The 17430-nt window shown below is 71.0% G+C and carries 18 protein-coding genes and 1 pseudogene; 6 read left to right on the forward strand and 13 right to left on the reverse strand.

Going from position 1 to position 17430, the window contains the following annotated elements:
* The first annotated feature begins 233 nt into the window (after positions 1–233).
* Positions 234–584, forward strand: a complete 351-nt coding sequence (locus tag ACZ6Y1_RS28465) for a DUF6233 domain-containing protein (protein ID WP_469635925.1) — start codon at positions 234–236, stop codon at positions 582–584.
* Positions 585–603: 19 nt separating this feature from the next.
* On the opposite strand, the gene ACZ6Y1_RS28470 is transcribed toward ACZ6Y1_RS28465, so the two are convergent.
* Entirely contained in the window at positions 604–1248 is a 645-nt protein-coding gene (locus tag ACZ6Y1_RS28470) for a DUF6308 family protein (protein WP_469635928.1), read from the reverse strand.
* Between the two features lie 221 nt (positions 1249–1469).
* Entirely contained in the window at positions 1470–1691 is a 222-nt protein-coding gene (locus tag ACZ6Y1_RS28475; protein WP_469635931.1) for a hypothetical protein, read from the reverse strand.
* Between the two features lie 241 nt (positions 1692–1932).
* Here ACZ6Y1_RS28475 and ACZ6Y1_RS28480 point away from each other — a divergent pair.
* A pseudogene (locus tag ACZ6Y1_RS28480) lies at positions 1933–2156 on the forward strand (hypothetical protein); the annotation flags it as partial.
* 39 nt (positions 2157–2195) lie between these two features.
* Positions 2196–2717 carry a hypothetical protein gene (locus ACZ6Y1_RS28485; protein WP_469635934.1) on the forward strand — a complete coding sequence of 174 codons (522 nt, stop codon included), beginning with the start codon at positions 2196–2198 and terminating at the stop codon, positions 2715–2717.
* 387 nt (positions 2718–3104) lie between these two features.
* Here ACZ6Y1_RS28485 and ACZ6Y1_RS28490 read toward each other — a convergent pair whose 3' ends face one another.
* Positions 3105–3602 carry a GNAT family N-acetyltransferase gene (locus ACZ6Y1_RS28490; protein WP_469635937.1) on the reverse strand — a complete coding sequence of 166 codons (498 nt, stop codon included), beginning with the start codon at positions 3600–3602 and terminating at the stop codon, positions 3105–3107.
* Positions 3599–3967 (reverse strand): ArsR/SmtB family transcription factor, encoded by a 369-nt coding sequence (locus tag ACZ6Y1_RS28495; protein ID WP_469635940.1) that lies wholly within the window; start codon positions 3965–3967, stop codon positions 3599–3601. The genes ACZ6Y1_RS28490 and ACZ6Y1_RS28495 overlap by 4 nt, the downstream gene beginning before the upstream one ends.
* Positions 3968–4556: 589 nt before the next feature.
* On the opposite strand from ACZ6Y1_RS28495, the gene ACZ6Y1_RS28500 reads away from it, so the two are divergent.
* Positions 4557–5927: an FAD-dependent oxidoreductase gene (locus ACZ6Y1_RS28500; RefSeq protein ID WP_469635944.1), complete on the forward strand. Its 1371-nt coding sequence runs from the start codon at positions 4557–4559 to the stop codon at positions 5925–5927.
* 56 nt (positions 5928–5983) lie between these two features.
* On the opposite strand, the gene ACZ6Y1_RS28505 is transcribed toward ACZ6Y1_RS28500, so the two are convergent.
* The 8 genes from ACZ6Y1_RS28505 to ACZ6Y1_RS28540 all read right to left on the reverse strand — a co-directional run bounded on the left by ACZ6Y1_RS28505 (position 5984) and on the right by ACZ6Y1_RS28540 (position 14168).
* Entirely contained in the window at positions 5984–6910 is a 927-nt protein-coding gene (locus ACZ6Y1_RS28505) for a JmjC domain-containing protein (protein WP_469635947.1), read from the reverse strand.
* Positions 6911–7178: 268 nt separating this feature from the next.
* Positions 7179–8006, reverse strand: a complete 828-nt coding sequence (locus ACZ6Y1_RS28510) for an ABC transporter permease (protein ID WP_469635950.1) — start codon at positions 8004–8006, stop codon at positions 7179–7181.
* The gene (locus ACZ6Y1_RS28515; protein WP_469635954.1) at positions 7993–8757 is read right to left on the reverse strand and encodes an ABC transporter permease; all 765 of its coding nucleotides are present in this window, start codon (positions 8755–8757) and stop codon (positions 7993–7995) included. Before ACZ6Y1_RS28515 ends, ACZ6Y1_RS28510 begins: the two co-directional genes overlap by 14 nt.
* Positions 8754–9656 (reverse strand): ABC transporter ATP-binding protein, encoded by a 903-nt coding sequence (locus ACZ6Y1_RS28520; protein WP_469635956.1) that lies wholly within the window; start codon positions 9654–9656, stop codon positions 8754–8756. The genes ACZ6Y1_RS28515 and ACZ6Y1_RS28520 overlap by 4 nt, the downstream gene beginning before the upstream one ends.
* A 59-nt stretch (positions 9657–9715) precedes the next feature.
* On the reverse strand, positions 9716–11098 hold the full coding sequence (locus ACZ6Y1_RS28525) for a phenylacetate--CoA ligase family protein (RefSeq protein ID WP_469635958.1): 1383 nt from the start codon (positions 11096–11098) through the stop codon (positions 9716–9718).
* A complete protein-coding gene (locus tag ACZ6Y1_RS28530) occupies positions 11095–12453 on the reverse strand; it encodes a DUF455 family protein (protein WP_469635960.1) in 1359 nt (452 codons plus the stop codon). Before ACZ6Y1_RS28530 ends, ACZ6Y1_RS28525 begins: the two co-directional genes overlap by 4 nt.
* A 72-nt stretch (positions 12454–12525) precedes the next feature.
* Positions 12526–13371, reverse strand: a complete 846-nt coding sequence (locus tag ACZ6Y1_RS28535) for an alpha/beta fold hydrolase (protein ID WP_469635962.1) — start codon at positions 13369–13371, stop codon at positions 12526–12528.
* Positions 13368–14168 carry an inositol monophosphatase family protein gene (locus ACZ6Y1_RS28540; protein ID WP_469635965.1) on the reverse strand — a complete coding sequence of 267 codons (801 nt, stop codon included), beginning with the start codon at positions 14166–14168 and terminating at the stop codon, positions 13368–13370. Before ACZ6Y1_RS28540 ends, ACZ6Y1_RS28535 begins: the two co-directional genes overlap by 4 nt.
* 140 nt (positions 14169–14308) lie before the next feature.
* On the opposite strand from ACZ6Y1_RS28540, the gene ACZ6Y1_RS28545 reads away from it, so the two are divergent.
* Together ACZ6Y1_RS28545 and ACZ6Y1_RS28550 are read left to right on the forward strand one after the other, a co-directional pair.
* Positions 14309–15277, forward strand: coding sequence for an Lrp/AsnC family transcriptional regulator (locus ACZ6Y1_RS28545; protein WP_469635968.1), 969 nt, complete (start codon positions 14309–14311; stop codon positions 15275–15277).
* Between the two features lie 363 nt (positions 15278–15640).
* Complete coding sequence (locus ACZ6Y1_RS28550) at positions 15641–16171, forward strand: SMI1/KNR4 family protein (protein WP_469635981.1); 531 nt, start codon at positions 15641–15643, stop codon at positions 16169–16171.
* A 98-nt stretch (positions 16172–16269) separates the two neighbouring features.
* On the opposite strand, the gene ACZ6Y1_RS28555 is transcribed toward ACZ6Y1_RS28550, so the two are convergent.
* Complete coding sequence (locus ACZ6Y1_RS28555; RefSeq protein ID WP_469635971.1) at positions 16270–17229, reverse strand: DMT family transporter; 960 nt, start codon at positions 17227–17229, stop codon at positions 16270–16272.
* Between the last annotated feature and the right edge of the window lie 201 nt (positions 17230–17430).

Raw genomic sequence — 17430 nt, forward strand, 5'->3', positions numbered from 1 at the left:
CGCTCGCCAGGAGTGCGCCACCACCACCCCCGAAACCCCCGCCAGACCCCCAGCCCGTCACCTGGCCGCCCAGCCAGACCAGGCCCTGCGCGATCTGCCCCTCTGAACGTGCACATACGGCTCGCCGGGCGCGTCGCCGACGTGCCCAACATGCACGGCGGCGTGGCAGGCCAAATACGGGAAGTGCACCGGTGTCCGTACCGCCACGCGACCCACCTCTGCTACGGACCCTGGTGACCTACCCGCGCGGCGAACCCAGCCGCACGGAGGCGGCCCTTGCCGCCGCCGAGGAGCGCGAGGCCATCGCCGCTTCCCGGCTGCCGCCCAAGGAACCGCCCGCATGGCTGATCGAGCGCGGCATCGGCACCGGCCGACCCCCGGTCCGCCTGTACGCCGGACACTGCTGGGCCACCGGCAAACGCTGCGCCCCCGCCACCCCGGAGCCAATCCGGCAACTCCTGAACCCAGGGCATTCCCGCGTCCATCCACTGCCGCCCCGACACCGCACTCGGAGTGCTGGAGTGACCGGGCTCTGGTGCTCCTCGACGACGGGTGTGTTCGTCGACATCAGCGTCAGCGCTTGACCGTCCGTGCAGCGGGTCCTCAGGGGCAGCGGTGGCCCGGGGCGGGGTGTGCCATCCATACCGCGACATCGGCGACCCGTAGAGCACTGATCGTCTCGGGCAGGCCCGCACGCTGCCGCAGGCCAAGGAGCCGGTGGTGCAAGGCCGCGTCGTCCTCGCGCAGGGCTGTGCGCAGATCGGCCCAGAACGACGGCGGGTGGCCGAGCGCACAGCGCACGACCCGGTCGTAGACCGGTAGCAGCCGCGGCCGCTTACGGGCTAAGAGCTTCCCGGCGATCACCCATCCAATCTTGTGCTGGTTCCTCAACAAACACCAGGCCCGGTACGCTGGCGAGCCGTCCGCGACGACTGAAGCATCGGCCTCGGACAGATCGGTGCCGGAAGGGATGTCTCGCAGGAGTTCCGACAGTTGGGTGCCCAGCGGGCCTTCCAGCAGGTCGAGGGCGACGGGCGAGGGGACGGTTACCGACAGGGTCTGGACCGCCACCAGATCGTCTGCGGTGAACCGGTCCGCGACCTGCCGACGGTCACCCCCGCCTGCCAGGTGCTCGAACCGGCCCCCCGTGAACGCGCCGACACCCGGGGGCAGGCCGATCCCGAAGTAGCGGCGCAGGTCGTCCACCACCCGCTCCGCATCCAGGACGACGTGCAGGCGCTGCCTCACCACGGACGGCTCCCTGCCGGAGGAGCCAGGCCCAGCGACAAGCTCGTTCATCTCAGATGCCTGTGCCCTCATCTGTGTCAGTTGTGGCCGGTGTCGTCGGCTGGGCCGCCCATACCTCGCTGATCAGGGTGAAGGACGTCGCAGGCATCCCGGCCGGCTCCCCAATGACATCCGAGGCAAACCCCCGGGTGCGGCGGCCCGAACCGCGCTTCCAGGAAGCCCTACTCCTGGCTGCGACGCCACGGCCGGCCGCCCGGCCGCAGCAGCGTCTCCGGCGCCTCGCCGCTCGCCCGGCGCTCGCCGGCTGAGGAGACGCCTACGAACACCAGCATCAGGAAGCCCACCACACCCAGCGGCCAGGCGAGGAACCAGCCGCCGATGAACAGCAGCAGACCCACCGCCATCAGACCCCTCAGCCAGTCCGGCCCCTGCACCGCCGCCATCCACGCCCCCCTCATTCGTCAAGGGGCCCACGCTACGCCCACGGGTCGGGTGGTTGCGGCCCAACGGACGAATCAGCGCTCCAACGGAGCCCCGCCCTGGCCGCGGCGGTATGCGACGGAGACGGCCCGGCCCCGCTGGCCCGGGCGCAGGTGTCGCGCACGGCACCGACGGCGGCGAGGTCGGCTGGCTCCCTCACGCCAAGGTGGGCTGTGCCCTCCTGCGGGAACGGGACTGTAAATCATCCGGCGGGCGGTCAAGGCCCGCGGGCCTTCCCGAACGAGACCGCCGCCCTGGAATGCGTCCACATGGCGATCATGTCACTCGACCCCACGGCCAAGGGGCAGGCCCGCTGGACCACGCGCTGGAAGACCGCGCTGAACGCCTTCGACATCACCTTCGACGACCGGCTCTCCGCAGCCCGAGTGTGGCCCCGAGGCCGATACCCAACCCCGGAACTATCTTGAACGTGTTCATTTTTGCTGGGTCAGCATTAAGTTGGGGGCATGATGGGGAATCGCAGGTACGGAAGACGCTGGGTGTCCGGCGGCCCGATATTGGCTCTTGTCATCCTGGTCACCAGCGGCTGCGGGACGCTCTTCTACCCCAGGCTGCCGACCGTTCATGACGCTTCGGCCGGAGAACTCGCTGGGGACTGGACGGGACCCGATGGCGCCAAGGTGACCCTGGAGAGGGGTGGCCGAGCCGAAGTGAGGAATCTTGGCGGCGAGGACTGGGACTTCGACGAAGGCTGGGGCCTGTCTGGTATCGGAACCTGGCAACTGATCAAGGGAGCCAGCGGAGAGACGATCGGCGGTGCCCCTGCGGTCCAGATCTCCATCACTAACGTGACGGGGCAAATCCAGCGTCCCCCCAGGGACATCGACAAATGGACGACCGCGCCGCACACTCCGATTGGTCAGTACACGTGGGAGTTCGGCATGGAGCGGACCAAGGAAGGGCTTCAGCCCTACTACCTTGCCGGGGACCCGGACGCTCCCAACCTGTACCACCTCAAGCGAACCTGACAGGGCCGACACCAGCGTCAGGCCGGCAGTAGCCGACGCCCAAGTGCCGCAGCCGCCGGGAACACACCGATCGCCATGACCGCGCGAGAGCGGGGCGACTGCCCGCTGCCGGCCGGCGGTCGTGGCGCGATGGCTCAGGTCAGGGCCCGCACGATCACACCGAAGTCGGACGACCGCGAAGCCGTCCGGATCCAGAAGGCGGCCACCAAGGCCATGAACCGGGCCGAGGGCACCGTCCGACAACTGCGCCAGCTGCCGGACGGGATGGTCGAGGAACGCAACAGGGCCCTGTTCGTGGCGGACGACCTGCGCGTCCACCGCGAGACGTGGGACGCGCGACGGCGGACGCGGCCGCTGTCGAAGACGGGGAGCCGTCCGCTGCGTCGTTCACTGCACGAGCGGGCTGCGGCGCTCCAGCAGGATCACGTCCCGCCACGTGCCATGGTGGCGGCCGATGCGTTCGCGGGTGCCGATGACGCGGAAGCCGGCGCGCTGGTGGAGGGTGAGGCTGGCGGTGTTCTCGGGGAAGATCCCGGACTGGATGGTCCAGATCCCCGCGGCCTCGGTGGAGGTGATCAGGGCGTCGAGGAGTGCGCGGGCGATGCCCCGGCCGCGGGCGTCGGGGTGGACGTAGACGGAGTGCTCGACCACGCCCGCGTACGCGCACCGGTCCGAGACCGCACTGGCCGCCACCCACCCCAGCACCCGCCCGTCGTCATCGAGGGCGACGAACCGGTGGCCGGGCAGCTTCGCCTTGTCGAACGCCGCCCACTCCGGCGCCCGCGTCTCGAAGGTGGCGTTGCCCTCGTCGATCCCGGCCTGGTAGATCGCCAGGACCTGGTCGGCGTGCTCGGTCAGCAGCGCGTCGATCCGCACCTGGCTCACGTCGTCGCCTTCGCGGCGCCGGCCAGGAGTGCACCCATGGCTGCGAGAACGGAAGGCTCCACCCGGTAGTACACCCACGTTCCGCGGCGCTCGGAGGACAGCAGTCCGGCCTCCTTGAGCTTCTTGAGGTGGTGGGAGACGGTCGGCTGGGAGACGCCGACGTCGGAGATGTCGCACACGCACGCCTCTCCGCCCTCGTGGGAGGCCACGGCGGAGAACAGGCGCAGGCGGACCGGGTCGCCCAGAGCCTTGAACATCTTGGCCGCGACCTCGGCCTCGTCCGCGGACATGGGGCGCTCGTTGAGCGGCGGGCAGCACGCGACGGCGTCGGGCTCCAGCAGCGGCAGAACCTTCACATTCGACATACGTCTATGTTGACACATGTCGAATCAGTCGGGTAGGCCGGGCTCACCGGCGAGTCCGGGCCAGGTGCGCGGCGAGGCGGCGGGGCGGCGGCCCGGCGGGGCCTGCGGCGACCCGAACCGCGGAGCTGCGCACCCCGAACCACCACGACCCGCTGCCCGTCGAACACTTCGGGGGTGCGGTGATCGGCGACGCGCAGGACGCGGCCGGCGGAGGACTCCAGGTCCGACAGTGCCGGCCCGCGGGGGTCGCCGAAGCTCCCCGACGCGACCACTAAGGCCTCGGCCGTGAGGTCGGCGCCGCCCTCCCGGGCGATCCGGAAGCGATCTTCCCCGGCCACGACCTCGGCCGCGCGGCTGCCGGTGCGGATTTGGACGTCCAGCCGGGCGGCGCAGTGGTCCAGGTGACCGGCGACTTCTTCCCGCAGAAGGAGAGGTCAGGTAGCGCTCCGAACCGGGCCGTCGAGAACAGGGTTGGGTCGCCGCCACCCCCAACAAGGATTAGATAAGCGTCTATGTTGACGACTGTCGATACAGCTGCCATGCTGATCACATAGGTCATAGACAAACATCGAAACAAGAGGGAGTCGTCATGGGTGAGACCACCACAGAGCTGCCCGTCGTCGTGATCGGGGCCGGCCCCGCCGGCCTGGCCGCCGCCGCCCACCTCGACGAGCGCGGCCTGGACTTCCTCGTCCTCGAGGCCGGCCCGCACGCCGGGGCCGCGACCCGGGAGTGGTCGCACGTGCGCCTGTTCTCCACCTGGGGCGAAGTCGTCGACCCGGCCGCCGAGAAGCTCCTCGCGCCGACCGGCTGGGTGAAGCCCGATCCGGCCACCTACCCCACCGGCGGCGACTGGGCCGAGCAGTACCTGCAGCCCCTCGCTGACGTCCTCGGCGACCGCGTCCGCTTGGGCACCCGCGTCACCGGCGTCTCCCGGGCGGGCCGGGACCGGATCGTCGACGCCGACCGCGACGCGCAGCCCTTCGTTGTCCACACCGAGACCGGCGAGGGCCGCGAGGAGCGCCTCTTCGCCCGCGCCGTCATCGATGCCTCCGGCACGTGGTCGACCCCGAGCCCCGCCGGAGCCGGCGGCCTGGCGGCCCTCGGTGAGAAGGCGGCCGCCGACCGGATCACCTACCGCGTCCCGGACCTCGAGGATCCCGCAGTCCGGGCCCGGTACGCGGGCAGGCGCACCGCCGTCATCGGCTCCGGCGCCTCCGCCTTCACCGCGCTCGCCTACCTCGCCGACCTCGCCAAGACGGACGACGGGGCCGGAACGCACGCGACGTGGATCCTGCGCCGCGAGATCTCCGGGTCCACCTTCGGCGGTGGCGCGGCCGACCAGCTGCCCGCCCGCGGCGCCCTCGGCCTGGCCGCGAAGGCCGCGGTGGACGGCGGCTACGCCGACGCGGTCACCGGCTTCCGCACCGACGCCTTCGAGCGGGACGGCGACGGCCGCCTGGTACTGGTCGGGGAGGACGGACGCCGCCTGGACGCCGTGGACGAGGCGATCGTGCTGACCGGCTTCCGCCCGAACCTGTCCTTCCTTGAAGAGCTGCGTCTCGGTCTCGACGAGCGCCTGCAGGCGCCGGTGGAGCTCGCTCCGCTGATCGACCCGAACCAGCACTCCTGCGGGACCGTCTACCCCCACGGCGTGAACGAGCTCTCCCACCCGGAGAAGGACGTGTACCTCGTCGGCATGAAGTCGTACGGCCGCGCCCCGACCTTCCTGGCCATGACCGGCTACGAGCAGGTGCGCTCCATCGCCGCCCACCTCGCCGGCGACCACGAAGCCGCCCAGCGCGTCGAACTCACCCTCCCCGAAACCGGCGTCTGCGGCGGCGCCGGCCTCTTCGACCGGCCCGATACCACCGAGCAGGAGCAGAGTGGCGGCTGCTGCGGCGCGGCACCGGCCACCCTCGCCCTCGGCGCCGCTCCCCCATCCGCCGGCGGCTGCTGAAGTCAGCGACCATCAAAGCGGCGCCACCGCCCTCGGAGCGCGTACGCAAGGCCGCTTCAGCGCGATGCCAGCGCCGGGGGTGGTTGAGGCAGACGGAGCATGTCGGCGCGCGCGGCGGCAAGCAGGTCGGCTGCGGTGAGCTTCGCGAGCTTGTCCCGGTGGTGCTGCAGCAGCAAGTCCGCGGCCCGGTGCATGCTCTCCTCGTCGGCTGGACGGGGCGGGAGGTCGGTGCCGGCTGCCAGATGGCGGTTCAGGGTCTGCCGCAGGTGATCCGTCCCGATCTCGCGGACGGTCAGGGAAAGGTGACCGGAAAGCCGAGCCCCCACTCCAACGGCACAGTGGGCGGCGCCGCGGGGCACGTACAGGACGGTGCCGGGCCCGAGTGTGGTTTCCAGGTCGAGCTCCCCGGGTGCGGGCTCGGGGCCCGGTGCCCAGTTGCCGTCCGCGGGCGGAGTGTGGACCGTCCACCTCTTGGCGCCCTGGACGTGGAGGACGAAGACATCGGCGTCGTCCCGGTGGGCGGGCAGTGCCTGGTGGTCGGGCGGGCCGAGGAAGAAGACGGCCTCGACCTTGCGGCTGAGCTCGGTCCGCAGCGTGCGGACGAGGTCGGCGACGGGAGCGTGCCAGTGTTCGACGTTGCGCAGGAGGAGCGTGGCTCCCCGTTGGACCTCTTGCGCGATTTTGTGAGGATCTGCCGCCGGGTGGACGGTGGTGGGGCCGACGGTTCGTGCGGTGTGGTAGCGGATGGCGGGCACGTGGCGCCCGCCCTCGACCAGTTCGAGGTAGGGCTCGGCCAGGGTGCCGCAGGCGAGGGTCCGGTCGATGTCGGCGACGGTGAGGGTCTGGTTCCATGCCGAGCCGGTGGTGAAGGTGCGGGCTCGTTTGCGCCAGGTCGTGGTGAGGAAGTCATCGCTGTCGCCCACGAGGCCGGCGAGGGTGGGACGGGGCTCGGCGGCGGCTCTGGTGGGGGGTGTCGCGGTCATGTCCGTCCGATCTCGTGCGGGGGTGCGCCGGCGACGGGCCTGGGGCCTCCGGGCGGGTCATGGCGCGGCCCGCAGGCGCGGGTTTGGGCAGGTGCGAGGGCGCTGTCGGCGCCCCCGCACCGTGCGGCGGGTCAGATGTACTCGTGGAGTTGCACGCTGTCCAGACGGCGGACGTCGGCGGCCAGCTTCAGTGTCAGGGCACGAAGATCCATTCTGTTTTCTCCTTTCTGCTTCTGGTCGTGCGGTGCGGCGGTTGCCGCTCCGCAGGTCAGGTGAGGTCGTGGTGGCCGTGGCGGAGACTGCGCCGGGTCAGTGTGCGGGCGGTCAGCCAGGCGCCCGCCGTCCAGACGACGCTCAGGGCAACGGCTTTGAGGACGAGCGTGTGATCCCAGTGGCCCAGGGTCTGGGTCCGGTAGAGCTCGAGGGCGGGGGTGAAGGGAAGGAGATCGGAGATGAGGGCCGCCGGGCCGAGCCGGTCGGCCGTCGACAGCACGCCGCCGAGTGCGAGGGTGGCGTAGGCCAGGGTGTTGCTGACCGCGATCTCCGAACGGCGCCCCAGACATGTGCTCGTGACGAGGAGGCCCATGGAAGTGGTGGCGAGCATGAGGACGACGAACGCGGGCAGCGCACTGAGCTGCCGGGCACTCTGCTCGGGATGTCCGAGGAGGGCCGGCACGGTGAGCGTGGCGGCGGTCCAGACGGCGAGCGCCTCGGTGAGGAAGGGCCACAGCCGGGCTGCCATCAAGGCGGCGGCCGGCGGCTGGGCGGTGAGGAGTTTGCCGAGGGTGCCGTAGGGCCGCTCCTCGGTGGCGATGTCGGGTAGCCGGACGACGAGGGGCCCCACTGCAAGGAAGGCGAGGGCGCCGGTGAGGGCGTGGGTGAGGCCGTCTTCGCCCGCGGCCAGGCGTCCCAGCAGGGCGTAGAAGGCGGTCTGCAGTACTGCTCGGGGCAGGACGCTGAGCAGCAGGGTGCGGGGGGTGGCGGTGGTGAGGTAGTCGACACCTGCGAGGCGGGCGGTGAGGGTGTAGGGCCACAGCCTTTCGCTGAGCCGGGGTTGGGTCGCGTCACGTGCGGCGGAGAGGTCAGCGGAGGTCAAGGGTGTCCTCCTTGACGGCCTTGCGGAGCAGTCGGGCGAACAGTGCGTGGCCGGCCGCGTACTGGGCCATGACGCAGAGCGGCAGGACGACGGCGGGCATCAGCGCGGTGGTACCGGTGGCGGCGGCGAGGGTGAGGTCGCGCAGCCAGCGCAGGTCGAGTACGGCGGAGGGCCACTGCAGCCATGGGGGCCAGGAGTCGACCGGGAGCAGGGCTCCACTGAGGAGGAAGACCGGAAACAGAAGTGCTTCGGCTGTGCGCCCTGCGGAGCGGCTGGTGACGAAGAGACCTGCGAGCAGGACGCCGACGGCCGTCGCGGATGCGAGTGCCAGAACGGCGACGGGCAGCAGGAGAGCCGGCTGGGCAAAGTGCAGGCGGTAGCCGAGGGTTGCGGGGACGACGGCGGAGACGAGAAGGGACAGGGCCAGGGCGGTGGCGCCGGCGCCGAGTGCCTTGCCGACCACGACCAGCCGCAGGTCGGTGGGCCGGGCCAGGAGCAGGGGGAGGGTGCCGAAGCGGATCTCCCGGCGGAGCAGCATCCCTGCGGACCAGACCGTGGCGGACCACAGGGAGAGCAGGACGGTTCCGGCCACAAGGATGGTGGCGCGCTCGTTGTCCTGGGGGTGTCCCGCGGTCAGCAGGACGGTCTGGACGGCTGCGGGCTGGACGAGTCCGATGATGGCCAGGGAGGGGCTGCTGCGGACCTCGCGCATGTGCAGGAGCGCCGTTCTGGCCACGACGAGGGCGGTCACCGGGCCACCATCGAGAAGACGTCGTCCAAGGCCACGGGCCTGATGTCGAAGGTGTGCGGACCCGTGCGGGCGAAGGCGCCGGCAACGTCGGCGAGCACGCGTGGGTCCCAGCTGGGCAGCGGCATGTCGATCGTCCAGCCTGCGGCGTCCATGCGGGTGCGGGCCGTGGACAGGGCAGCGGGCAGCGAGGGGAGCGGTCCGTTTCCCCGGGCCGTGGCGGTTGCCACGTGTCCTGCCAGGTTCCGGAAGCGGGCGGTGACCAGGTCGTGGGTGATATGGCCGTTCCTGAGCATCAGGACACGGTCGGTCATACGGTCGATGTCGAGGAGGTAGTGGCTGGTCAGCAGGACCGTCGTGCCCGCCTGTGCCAGGTCTCGGACCGTCTGGCGCAGGCGGCCGGCCTCTTCCGGGTCCAGCCCGATCGTGGGTTCGTCGAGGAGGAGGACGTCGGGCTCGGCGACAAGCCCAACGGCGAGGTGGAGTCGCTGGCGCATGCCTTTCGAGAAGGTCTCCACCCGGCGGCCGGCGACGTGATCGAGGCCCATGTGAGCCAGCAGTGCGGTGCTGCGCGCACTGAGCGCGCGGCGGTTGATTCCGCTGAGCATGCCGAAGAACAGCAGGTTGTCGTGGGCCGTGAGGCGCGGGTAGAGGCCGCGGTCACCGCCGAGGACTACGGCGGTGCGGCTGCGGACGGTCCTGGGCCCGGTGACGACGTCGGCGCCCGCGACTCGGGCCGTCCCTCGTGTCGGGGCCAGGAGCGTGGCGAGAATCTTGATGAGGGTGGTCTTGCCGGCGCCGTTCGCGCCGAGGACTCCGAGGACCTGACCGGGCGGAACCTGGAAGCTGACGTCGTCCAGGACGCTGCGTCTGTCGGCCCGTGCACCGAACGAGCGGTGCAAGCCCTCCACCTCGATGGCCGGCGTTCCGCGGTGTCGTGTGCCAGTGGCGCCATGGCCGGTCACCGGCCCTCCTCGACAGTGAACTCGGCGGCGGTCAACAGCCGCACGCACACTCGCAGTTCCCTGCGGATGATCAGCGGGTCGATCAGCTCCTCGGCCAGGGCCCGCAGCGCGGTGGCCAACTCGTCGGCATGGTGGGGGAACAGGTGCCGGTCGAATGCCGGCACGACCTTCACGTCGAGGTGGACGGCGGTGGCGGTGCCCTGCCGCAGTGCGACGCCGACCATGGGGCGGCCCTGGTGCAGATCGGCACCTGGTGAGCCGGGGCGGCCCAGCGGGAGACGCGCGATGCCGGGCAGGCGTTCTGCCCGTGCGCCAAGGGCTGCCGGAGAGATCACGGCGACGGTACGGCCGCCAGCGGTGGTCAGAGGCGTGGAGCCGCGGCGGCCGACCAGCCGGACGCTGACTTCGCCGGGGTCGCAGGGACTGTCGACGCGTTCCACCAGGTCGCCGGTGCGGTAACGGATCATGGGCTGCAGCTGCGAGAAGGGGTACAGCTCGGTCGCCGTGAGTTCGCCCAGCCCCGTGAGGACCGGTTCCGCGGAGTCGAGGCGCAGGACCTCCGGCACCGTGACCGGATCGAAGTGGAACGCGCCGCACAGGTGGCACTCGGTGGCACCGCAGGTGACCTCGGAGAGGCTGAAGCGGTTGACCAGGGGTGTCTGCGGCCAGGCGCGTCGGAGCAGCGCCTGCTGGCCCGGTAGCAGGAGATCGGTGAGGTTGACCATCCGGTCGATGTGCAGCGACTCCGAGGCGACTCCGCGCCGGTGCAGGGCGCGGGTGAGGAGCAGGAGTGCGCCCGGCGAACCGACGAGGTGGCGTTCGTGTCCGCCGGGGGCCAGGTCGGCACGCTGCAGCAGGTCGATGGACTTGTCCAGGCCGGCCTCCGTGAACACGTCCACGTGCAGTCGGATTCCGGTGGGCGCGAAGGAGCCGTGGACGGTGGTGGGCACCGCGGAGAAGGTGACGGCAGGGCGGGCGGGGAGCCCGGTTCGCTGCTCCTCGGCTTCTCGCAGTACGGAGAGGTGATCGGTGAAGGCGGTGATCTCCTGCGCGCTGCGGGCCCGCAGGAACGGGCTGCCCGTGGTCCCCGTGGTGTGGGTGATGACGGAGGCCGTCCGGTCGGGGTGCAGCCGCTGGGCGTGGGGGTGGAGCAGGAGGGCCTGCTTGTCCACGGTGGGCAGGAGAGGGAGGTCTTCCACGCGGGTGACGGCGTGGGTGTCGTGGCCGGTCCAGATGTGCCGGTAGTACGGCACGTGCAGCGCGTTGGCCACGGTCATGGGCAGCAGATGGTTGCGGAAGGCGGTCTTGGCTGGCTGATCGGCCGCGGCGTGGTCCTCGGGCCGTGCGGCACTTGCGTCGGTGGCCGGCGGGGCGCTCATGCCGCGTTCCCGGGGCGTGCGGCCTTCATACGGGCGAGGTCGTGGTCACTGAAGCCGGCGAGCTCGCGTAGTTCCAGGTCGGGCTCGCCCCGGCCCCGGCGGGTGTTGTGGTCGGGTTCGCGGCGCATGTAGTGGCCCAGGCCCCGCTCGGTCACGAGTTCGTTGAGCCGTTCCAGGGCGCGGGTGGTGGCCGCTTCCACCGCGAGGTCGTCGCCGTGCAGGTGCCGCAGCCACCGGTTCGCGTAGGCGACGTGACGCAGTTCATCCGCGAGGACGTGATCGAACATGACGGCCACGTCGGCGTAGCCAGTGGAACGCAGCAGGGGGATCGCCCCGGCGAGGGCCTCGATCGCGGCGTCTTCACCGGTGCGCGACAGGACGATCAGGCGGTAGTCCAGGTCCTGGCCGGCCATCGCGCTGTAGGTGTCGGGTGTGCGGAAGACCACCTGTCGGTAGTCCTCCCCCATGGCGGTCAGGTGGTCGAGCAGCAGGTGGGTGTGGCGCAGCTCGTCGTGGGCGTGCCGGGCCATGTCCTTGTAGAACTGCAAGGGGAGACCGGCGAACTCGGCGAGGTTGCGCATGGGTACGTCCGTCGAGATGAATTCTGTGGCGATGCCTCTGCGCAGCGCGTGCAGGACCACCGCTCTGGCATCGTCTCCGGCTGCAGGATCTTCGAATGCGACGTACCGGGCATCCGTGAAGCGCGCCCAACCGGGGTACCGCCGCGTCGGACAGGGCGGCACTCGCAGGTACGGTGTGCCGGTGGGGGTGGACGAGTCCGTCATGTCCACTTCGGCTGCCAGGAACTTTTCCGCCGCCCGGCGGGCGGCCGCGTCGGGGACGACCGCACGGCCGGGCCCTTCAGGGTCGTCGGAGTGGGGCTCGTACGACCGGCCGGCGTCGGCCAGCAGGTGCAGGCACACCTCGTACAGGCGCCGGTCGTGGAAGGTGTGCTCGGCGCGGCAGCCGTCACGCAGCCCGGTCAGCTGGCGGCCGACCAGGTCCAGCAGGGCGCCGGCGAAGGCCAACGCCCGGACAGGGTCGCGCCGGGCGACCAGGTCGTTGGCAACGTTCACGGCGTCCGGGCCCGGCGCTCCCAGCCTTTCGGGGTGCATGCGCATCTCCAGCAGGCGCTCGTGCAGCAGTCCGCTCTGCTCGATCAGCGCGTACGCCGCGCGGACCAGGGCCGCACGCGGCGCCAGATCTCCGGTCAGCGGTGCGAAGGCCGCCAGTGCCCTGCCGCCGAGCAGGGTCACGTGGTGGAGCCGCAGGTTGATGCCGGCCAGGTCGTGCACGGTCAGCTCGTCGGCCGGGGGAGGGGACCCGTCGGGAAGGGGTCCAGCGGTGGTGGACATGAGCAGACTCCTCACTTGGGGGCTGGGATGATTCCGGCACGGTGAACCCGAGAACTCGTGTTCGTGCCTCACTCACACTGCGAGGAACGGAGTCAAGAGCTCGAGGAGGGTGCCGGGGCGGTGCAGCGGGATGATGTGGCCGCAGTCCTCGATGAGGTGGCTGACCAGGTCGTCGGCGATGGGTCTCAGTTGACCGGCAAGGGCATCCCCCACCGGGTGGGCACCGATCGCCATGGTGGGCACGGTGAGCCGTCCGTGGGCGGTGGCCCGGCGGATCTGGCCGGCGCTGGCGGCAAGTTCGCGGTAGTAGGAGAAGGCGCAGCGCAGGGCGTCGTCGCCGGTGTAGGCATCGACGAATGCGTCCCGGATGTGGGGGCGCACTCCCTGTCCCAGGGTGCCGGTGTCCAGGAACCAGTCGATGTACTCGGCCTCGTGACCGCTCAGTACGGTCTCCGCGAGGCCGGGTACCTGGTGGAAGCCGAACCACCACGGCGCTCCTGCCGACAGGAAGCCCTCGGCGCCCGGCAGAGTTCCGAGCAGGGATTCCATGAGGACCAGCCGCCGCACCGAAGCGGGGCGGCGCATGGCCATCAGGAAGGCGGGTGGAGCGCCGGCGTCGATGCCCACCACGGACGCGGACCTTTCGCCGAGCGCCTCCAGGAGGGCTTCGGCGTCGGCTGCGAGGGTCGCGGCGTCATAGCCGTGCGCCGCCCGGCTGCTGGCCCCGAACCCCCGCATGTCAGGGGCGATGACACGGTGGTGGCCGCTGAGAGCGGGCAGTACGTCGGTCCACAACTGCCAGGTGTGCGGGAACCCGTGCAGCAGCAGGACGGCCGGGCCGTCGCCGGCTGTGGCCACGTTCAGTTCGATGCCGTTGACGGGGATGCGGCGGAGTTCCACCGCGGCGCCGCGGCTCACGCGGCGTCGGGCCGCGGGACGGCGGAGAGTACGCGCAGTACGTCGGCGTGCAGGGTCGCAGGGGCGGCCACGAAGCTCGCCGAAGCCGGTGTCCAGACGTCCCCCTCGGCGTCGGTGACCAGTGCTCCGCTCTCACGGGCGATCAGCGCTCCGGGCAGGAGGTTGTTCGCGTCCTCGCCGTACTCCCAGAAGACGTCCACGTGACCGGATCCCACCTGAGCGACCTGCAGCGCGGTCGGACCGAGATTGCGGACGGCGAGGGTGTGCCGCAGCATCGCGGTCAGGGAAGTGCCCGCCCTCTCCGGTTCACGGTTGTAGGGAGGCTGGCTCGTGCACGCCAGTGCCGCCGACAGCTCCTTGCCCGACGTCCTGAGCGGACGCCCGTTGAGACGGGCGCCGCCGCCCTCGACGGCCGTGTAGAGGAAGCCCAGGTGCGGTGCGTCCAGCACGGCCAGCACGGGACGGCCCTCGGCGACCAAGGTCACCGTCACGCCCCAGTACGGAAGCCCCTGGAGGAAGTGCACCGCCCCGTCGAGGGCGTCGCACACCCACTGCTCTCCGGTCGCCGCCACCGCCGTACCGATCTCGTCCGGGGCCCAGCGCGCCTGCGGCCGAAGGGCTGCGAGCCGCTCGCGCAGCAGTTCCGAGGCCGGCGCGTCGACCATCCGGAACACCGCGATCACCCCGTCGACGTCCGGCCCGCCGACCGCGGTGCCGGTGTGGCGCGCCGCCACGTAGGCACCCACCTCCCGAACCGCCTTCACTACCTCGGGCAGCAGGTCCTGGTACTCGTTCATGCGTGCGCTCCTCCATCAGTACGCCCCGAGCGGGCGCCGTCGTACCGGCGGAGGCCTTGCGCCGCCGGCTGGCACCACAAGTACGTGAACATGGACTCTGACGGCGCTGGAGGAGCCAGCCATGGCGGATACTGGACTTCATGCACGCCAAGACTGCGGATTCCGGCATCACACTCGACGTGCTCGACCGGCGTGTCGTCGGGGCACTACAGGTCGACGGCCGTGCGGAAATCGCCCGTATCGCAACGGTCCTGGAGGTCTCGCCGCGCACCGTCAGCCGCCGCCTCCAGCGCATGCAGAGGGCGTCGGTGTTGCGCGTGGTCCGCACCACGAGAGCGGCTCAGGCGGTGGGCGCCACCGTGCTGCGCGTACGGGTCCTGCGCGGGAAGGTCGACACCATCGCGGAATCGTTCGCCAGGCGCCCGGACGTGCTCACGGCGGACATAGTCCTGGGCGGCGAAGAGCTGAACGTCGTCCTCACCGGCGGCCCCCGGACCCGCGACCGGCTGCTCCACCACCAGCTCCCCGCCACCGGAGCCATCACCTCCACCACCGCCCACAGCGTCCTGCACGTCTTCGCCGACGCGGCACAGTGGCGCACCGACGTCCTGACTCCCGACCAGATCGCGGCTCTCACCCCCGCGCCCGCAGGGGACGAGCTCTGCCAGACCGACACCCTCGACGAGCGCCTGCTCTCCCTGCTGGGCGAGGACGCCCGCCTCCCGCACGCCATGCTGGCCCAGCGCACCGGGACCCCCGAAAGCACCGTCCGCCGTCGGCTGTGCCGACTGACCGACGCCGGGATGCTGCGCACTCACGTCGTCATCGACCCCCAGCTGCTCGGCCTGGACATCGACGCCGCGCTCTGGCTCCAGGTCTCCCCCGCCCGGCTACGGGAGGCCGGCCAGACCCTGGCTGCGCACCCCCACACCCACGCGGTCGCCGCCACCACCGGACCCGCCAACCTGATCGCGGCCGTCTACTGCCCGGACCTGACGTCCCTGTACTCCTTCACCACCGACGTACTCGGCCCCCTCGGCGTCACCTCGGCCGAAACCGCGATCATCGCCAGAACCGTCAAACCGGTAGGCGTGCGGCACGGTGACTGAAGCCGGTGATCCGAACGCCGCAGTCCCGGGAGCCAGTGGGCGTAGCCGCGCATCGCAAAGAAGCCGGGCCGGTCACCGGCGGTGACCGAATCCCCCCACGCCAGGGGAGCTCGCCGTCCCGTGGACCGGTGTCGAAATCCGCAGGTCGGGAGAGCGGCCGGAGCAGTATCCGCCGCTTCGCAGCCAATCCGGGTCCCCGATTCGCTTCGATGCCGTAATCCTGGGCTTGCCCTGCCCGGCCGATGCGCGCGGACCCTGCCCCCGCCTGCCGGCACCGCACTCACCCGCGTGTACTCGACGGGCCATCAGTTCAGCGAAGGAACCGGCATGGACGCGATATCCACCCAGTGGAGACGCATCGAGATGTGGCTGTCAGCCCATTCACCCAACTCGTCCAGCACCCCGCGGCCACCCGCCACCCAGCAGAAGCTTGCTGTATGCGCGGAACGACTGGACTCGCCACTGACTTCGGACGTAACCGCGAGCTGGCTTCTCCACGATGGAACGCGGGATGCCATTGGGGGGTGGACCATGCTCTCCCTCGACCAGGCTCTTGCACATCGCGAGGACATGGCGGGCCTCTACGGGTACGAGATACCCGCTGATCCGGGTCACAGCGAAGTCAGCCAGAACACCGACTGGCATCCCGGCTGGCTTCCACTGCTGGCGAATTCGAGCGGCGACCTGATCTGCCTCGACACCGCCCCCGGACCCCTGGGCCACCACGGACAGCTCATCGTCTGTTCCCACGACGGCGGAGAGCCGGAGGTCCACGCCACCAGCTGGCTGGAACATCTGACACGCCTCGCGGACGACCTCGACGCGGGCCGATGGAAGCTGGATGACTTCGGAAGGCCCTGCCGGCCCCGACAGCCCTCCCCTGATCGACGGTAATCAGGCACGTCCTGTGCCTGGACCGGCACGGCCCGCAGGAAACCGCCGAGTCAGGAGCAGTGGTGCGGGTGTCCGGACCTGTGGGGGGTCGCTGTACGCTACCGCCCCGGCGCGTCGGCGGCTTCGGGGACGGGCTCCTCCGCGCTGACCTCGGAGGTCTGCCGGGCGCGCGGGCGGTAGCGGGAGACGGCCACTCCGGCGAGGCAGAGGAGACCGCCCACCAGGGTGAGCCAGACGGGCACTTCGCCCAGGAGTACCCAGCTCAGCAGGACGACGATGGCCGGCACGGCGTAGGTCGTCGCACCGAGCTTCCCGGCCGGCATCCGTGCGAGGGCATACGTCCAGGTGGTGAAGGCGAGGGCGGTCGGAACCACGCCCAGGTACACCATGTTCAGCGTTGCCGACAGCGGCGCCTTCTGGACCTCGGCCACGAGTTGCCCGGTGAACGGCAGGCAGGCCACGGTCCCGGTGAGGCAGCTGAAGGCGGTGACCTGCAGCGGCGTCCCGAAGGAGAGCGCGGGCTTCTGCGCGACGACTCCCGTCGCGTACGCCGCCGCTGCGATCAGGCACAGCACCACCCCGAGCACCGGGGTCGAACCGGTGCCGCCGGACGACATCGACAGTCCGACGATCACGGCGCCGGTGAAGGAGACCGCCATGCCCGTCAGCAGCCGTGGCGGCAGGGCCTCACCGAGCAGACGCGCGGCGAGGAGTGCCATCAGGATCGGACCGGTGTTCACGAGAAGGGACGCGGTACCTGCGTCGACGAGGCGTTCTCCCCAGTTCAGCGCGACCGTGTAGCCGGCGAACCAGACGAGTCCGGAGACCAGGATGCCCCGGCGGGCCCCGCGCGGCGGCAGGCCCTCGCGGCGCACGAGGACGAGAGCGGCGAGGACCAGCGAGGCGGCGAGCAGCCTGCCGAGGGCCAGGGCCCCCGGCGAGTAGGCGGCTCCGGCGCTGCGGATGGAGACGAAGGCGGACGCCCAGGCGAAAACCGTGCAGCATACGGCCGCGACGGTGAGGAAGCCGGGCGCGAGGGCGCGCGAAGGGGTCTTCATATCTCAACACTACACCCAACTATTCGGCGTTCGCCGAACTATTTCGTGGGCAACTTCCCGACTGGCCGGTCCGGCTCCGCAAGCGCCGTGCGCCGCCGGTGCGCCGCTAGGGGGTGTTGCGGAAGTCCTGTGCGGTGCCCGCGGTGTCCGGTGCGTGCTCTCGGCGTGCCGGGCGAAGGTCCTCGTACTGGGCGTACTCGG

The sequence above is a fragment of the Streptomyces sp. NPDC053432 genome, from assembly GCF_055585365.1.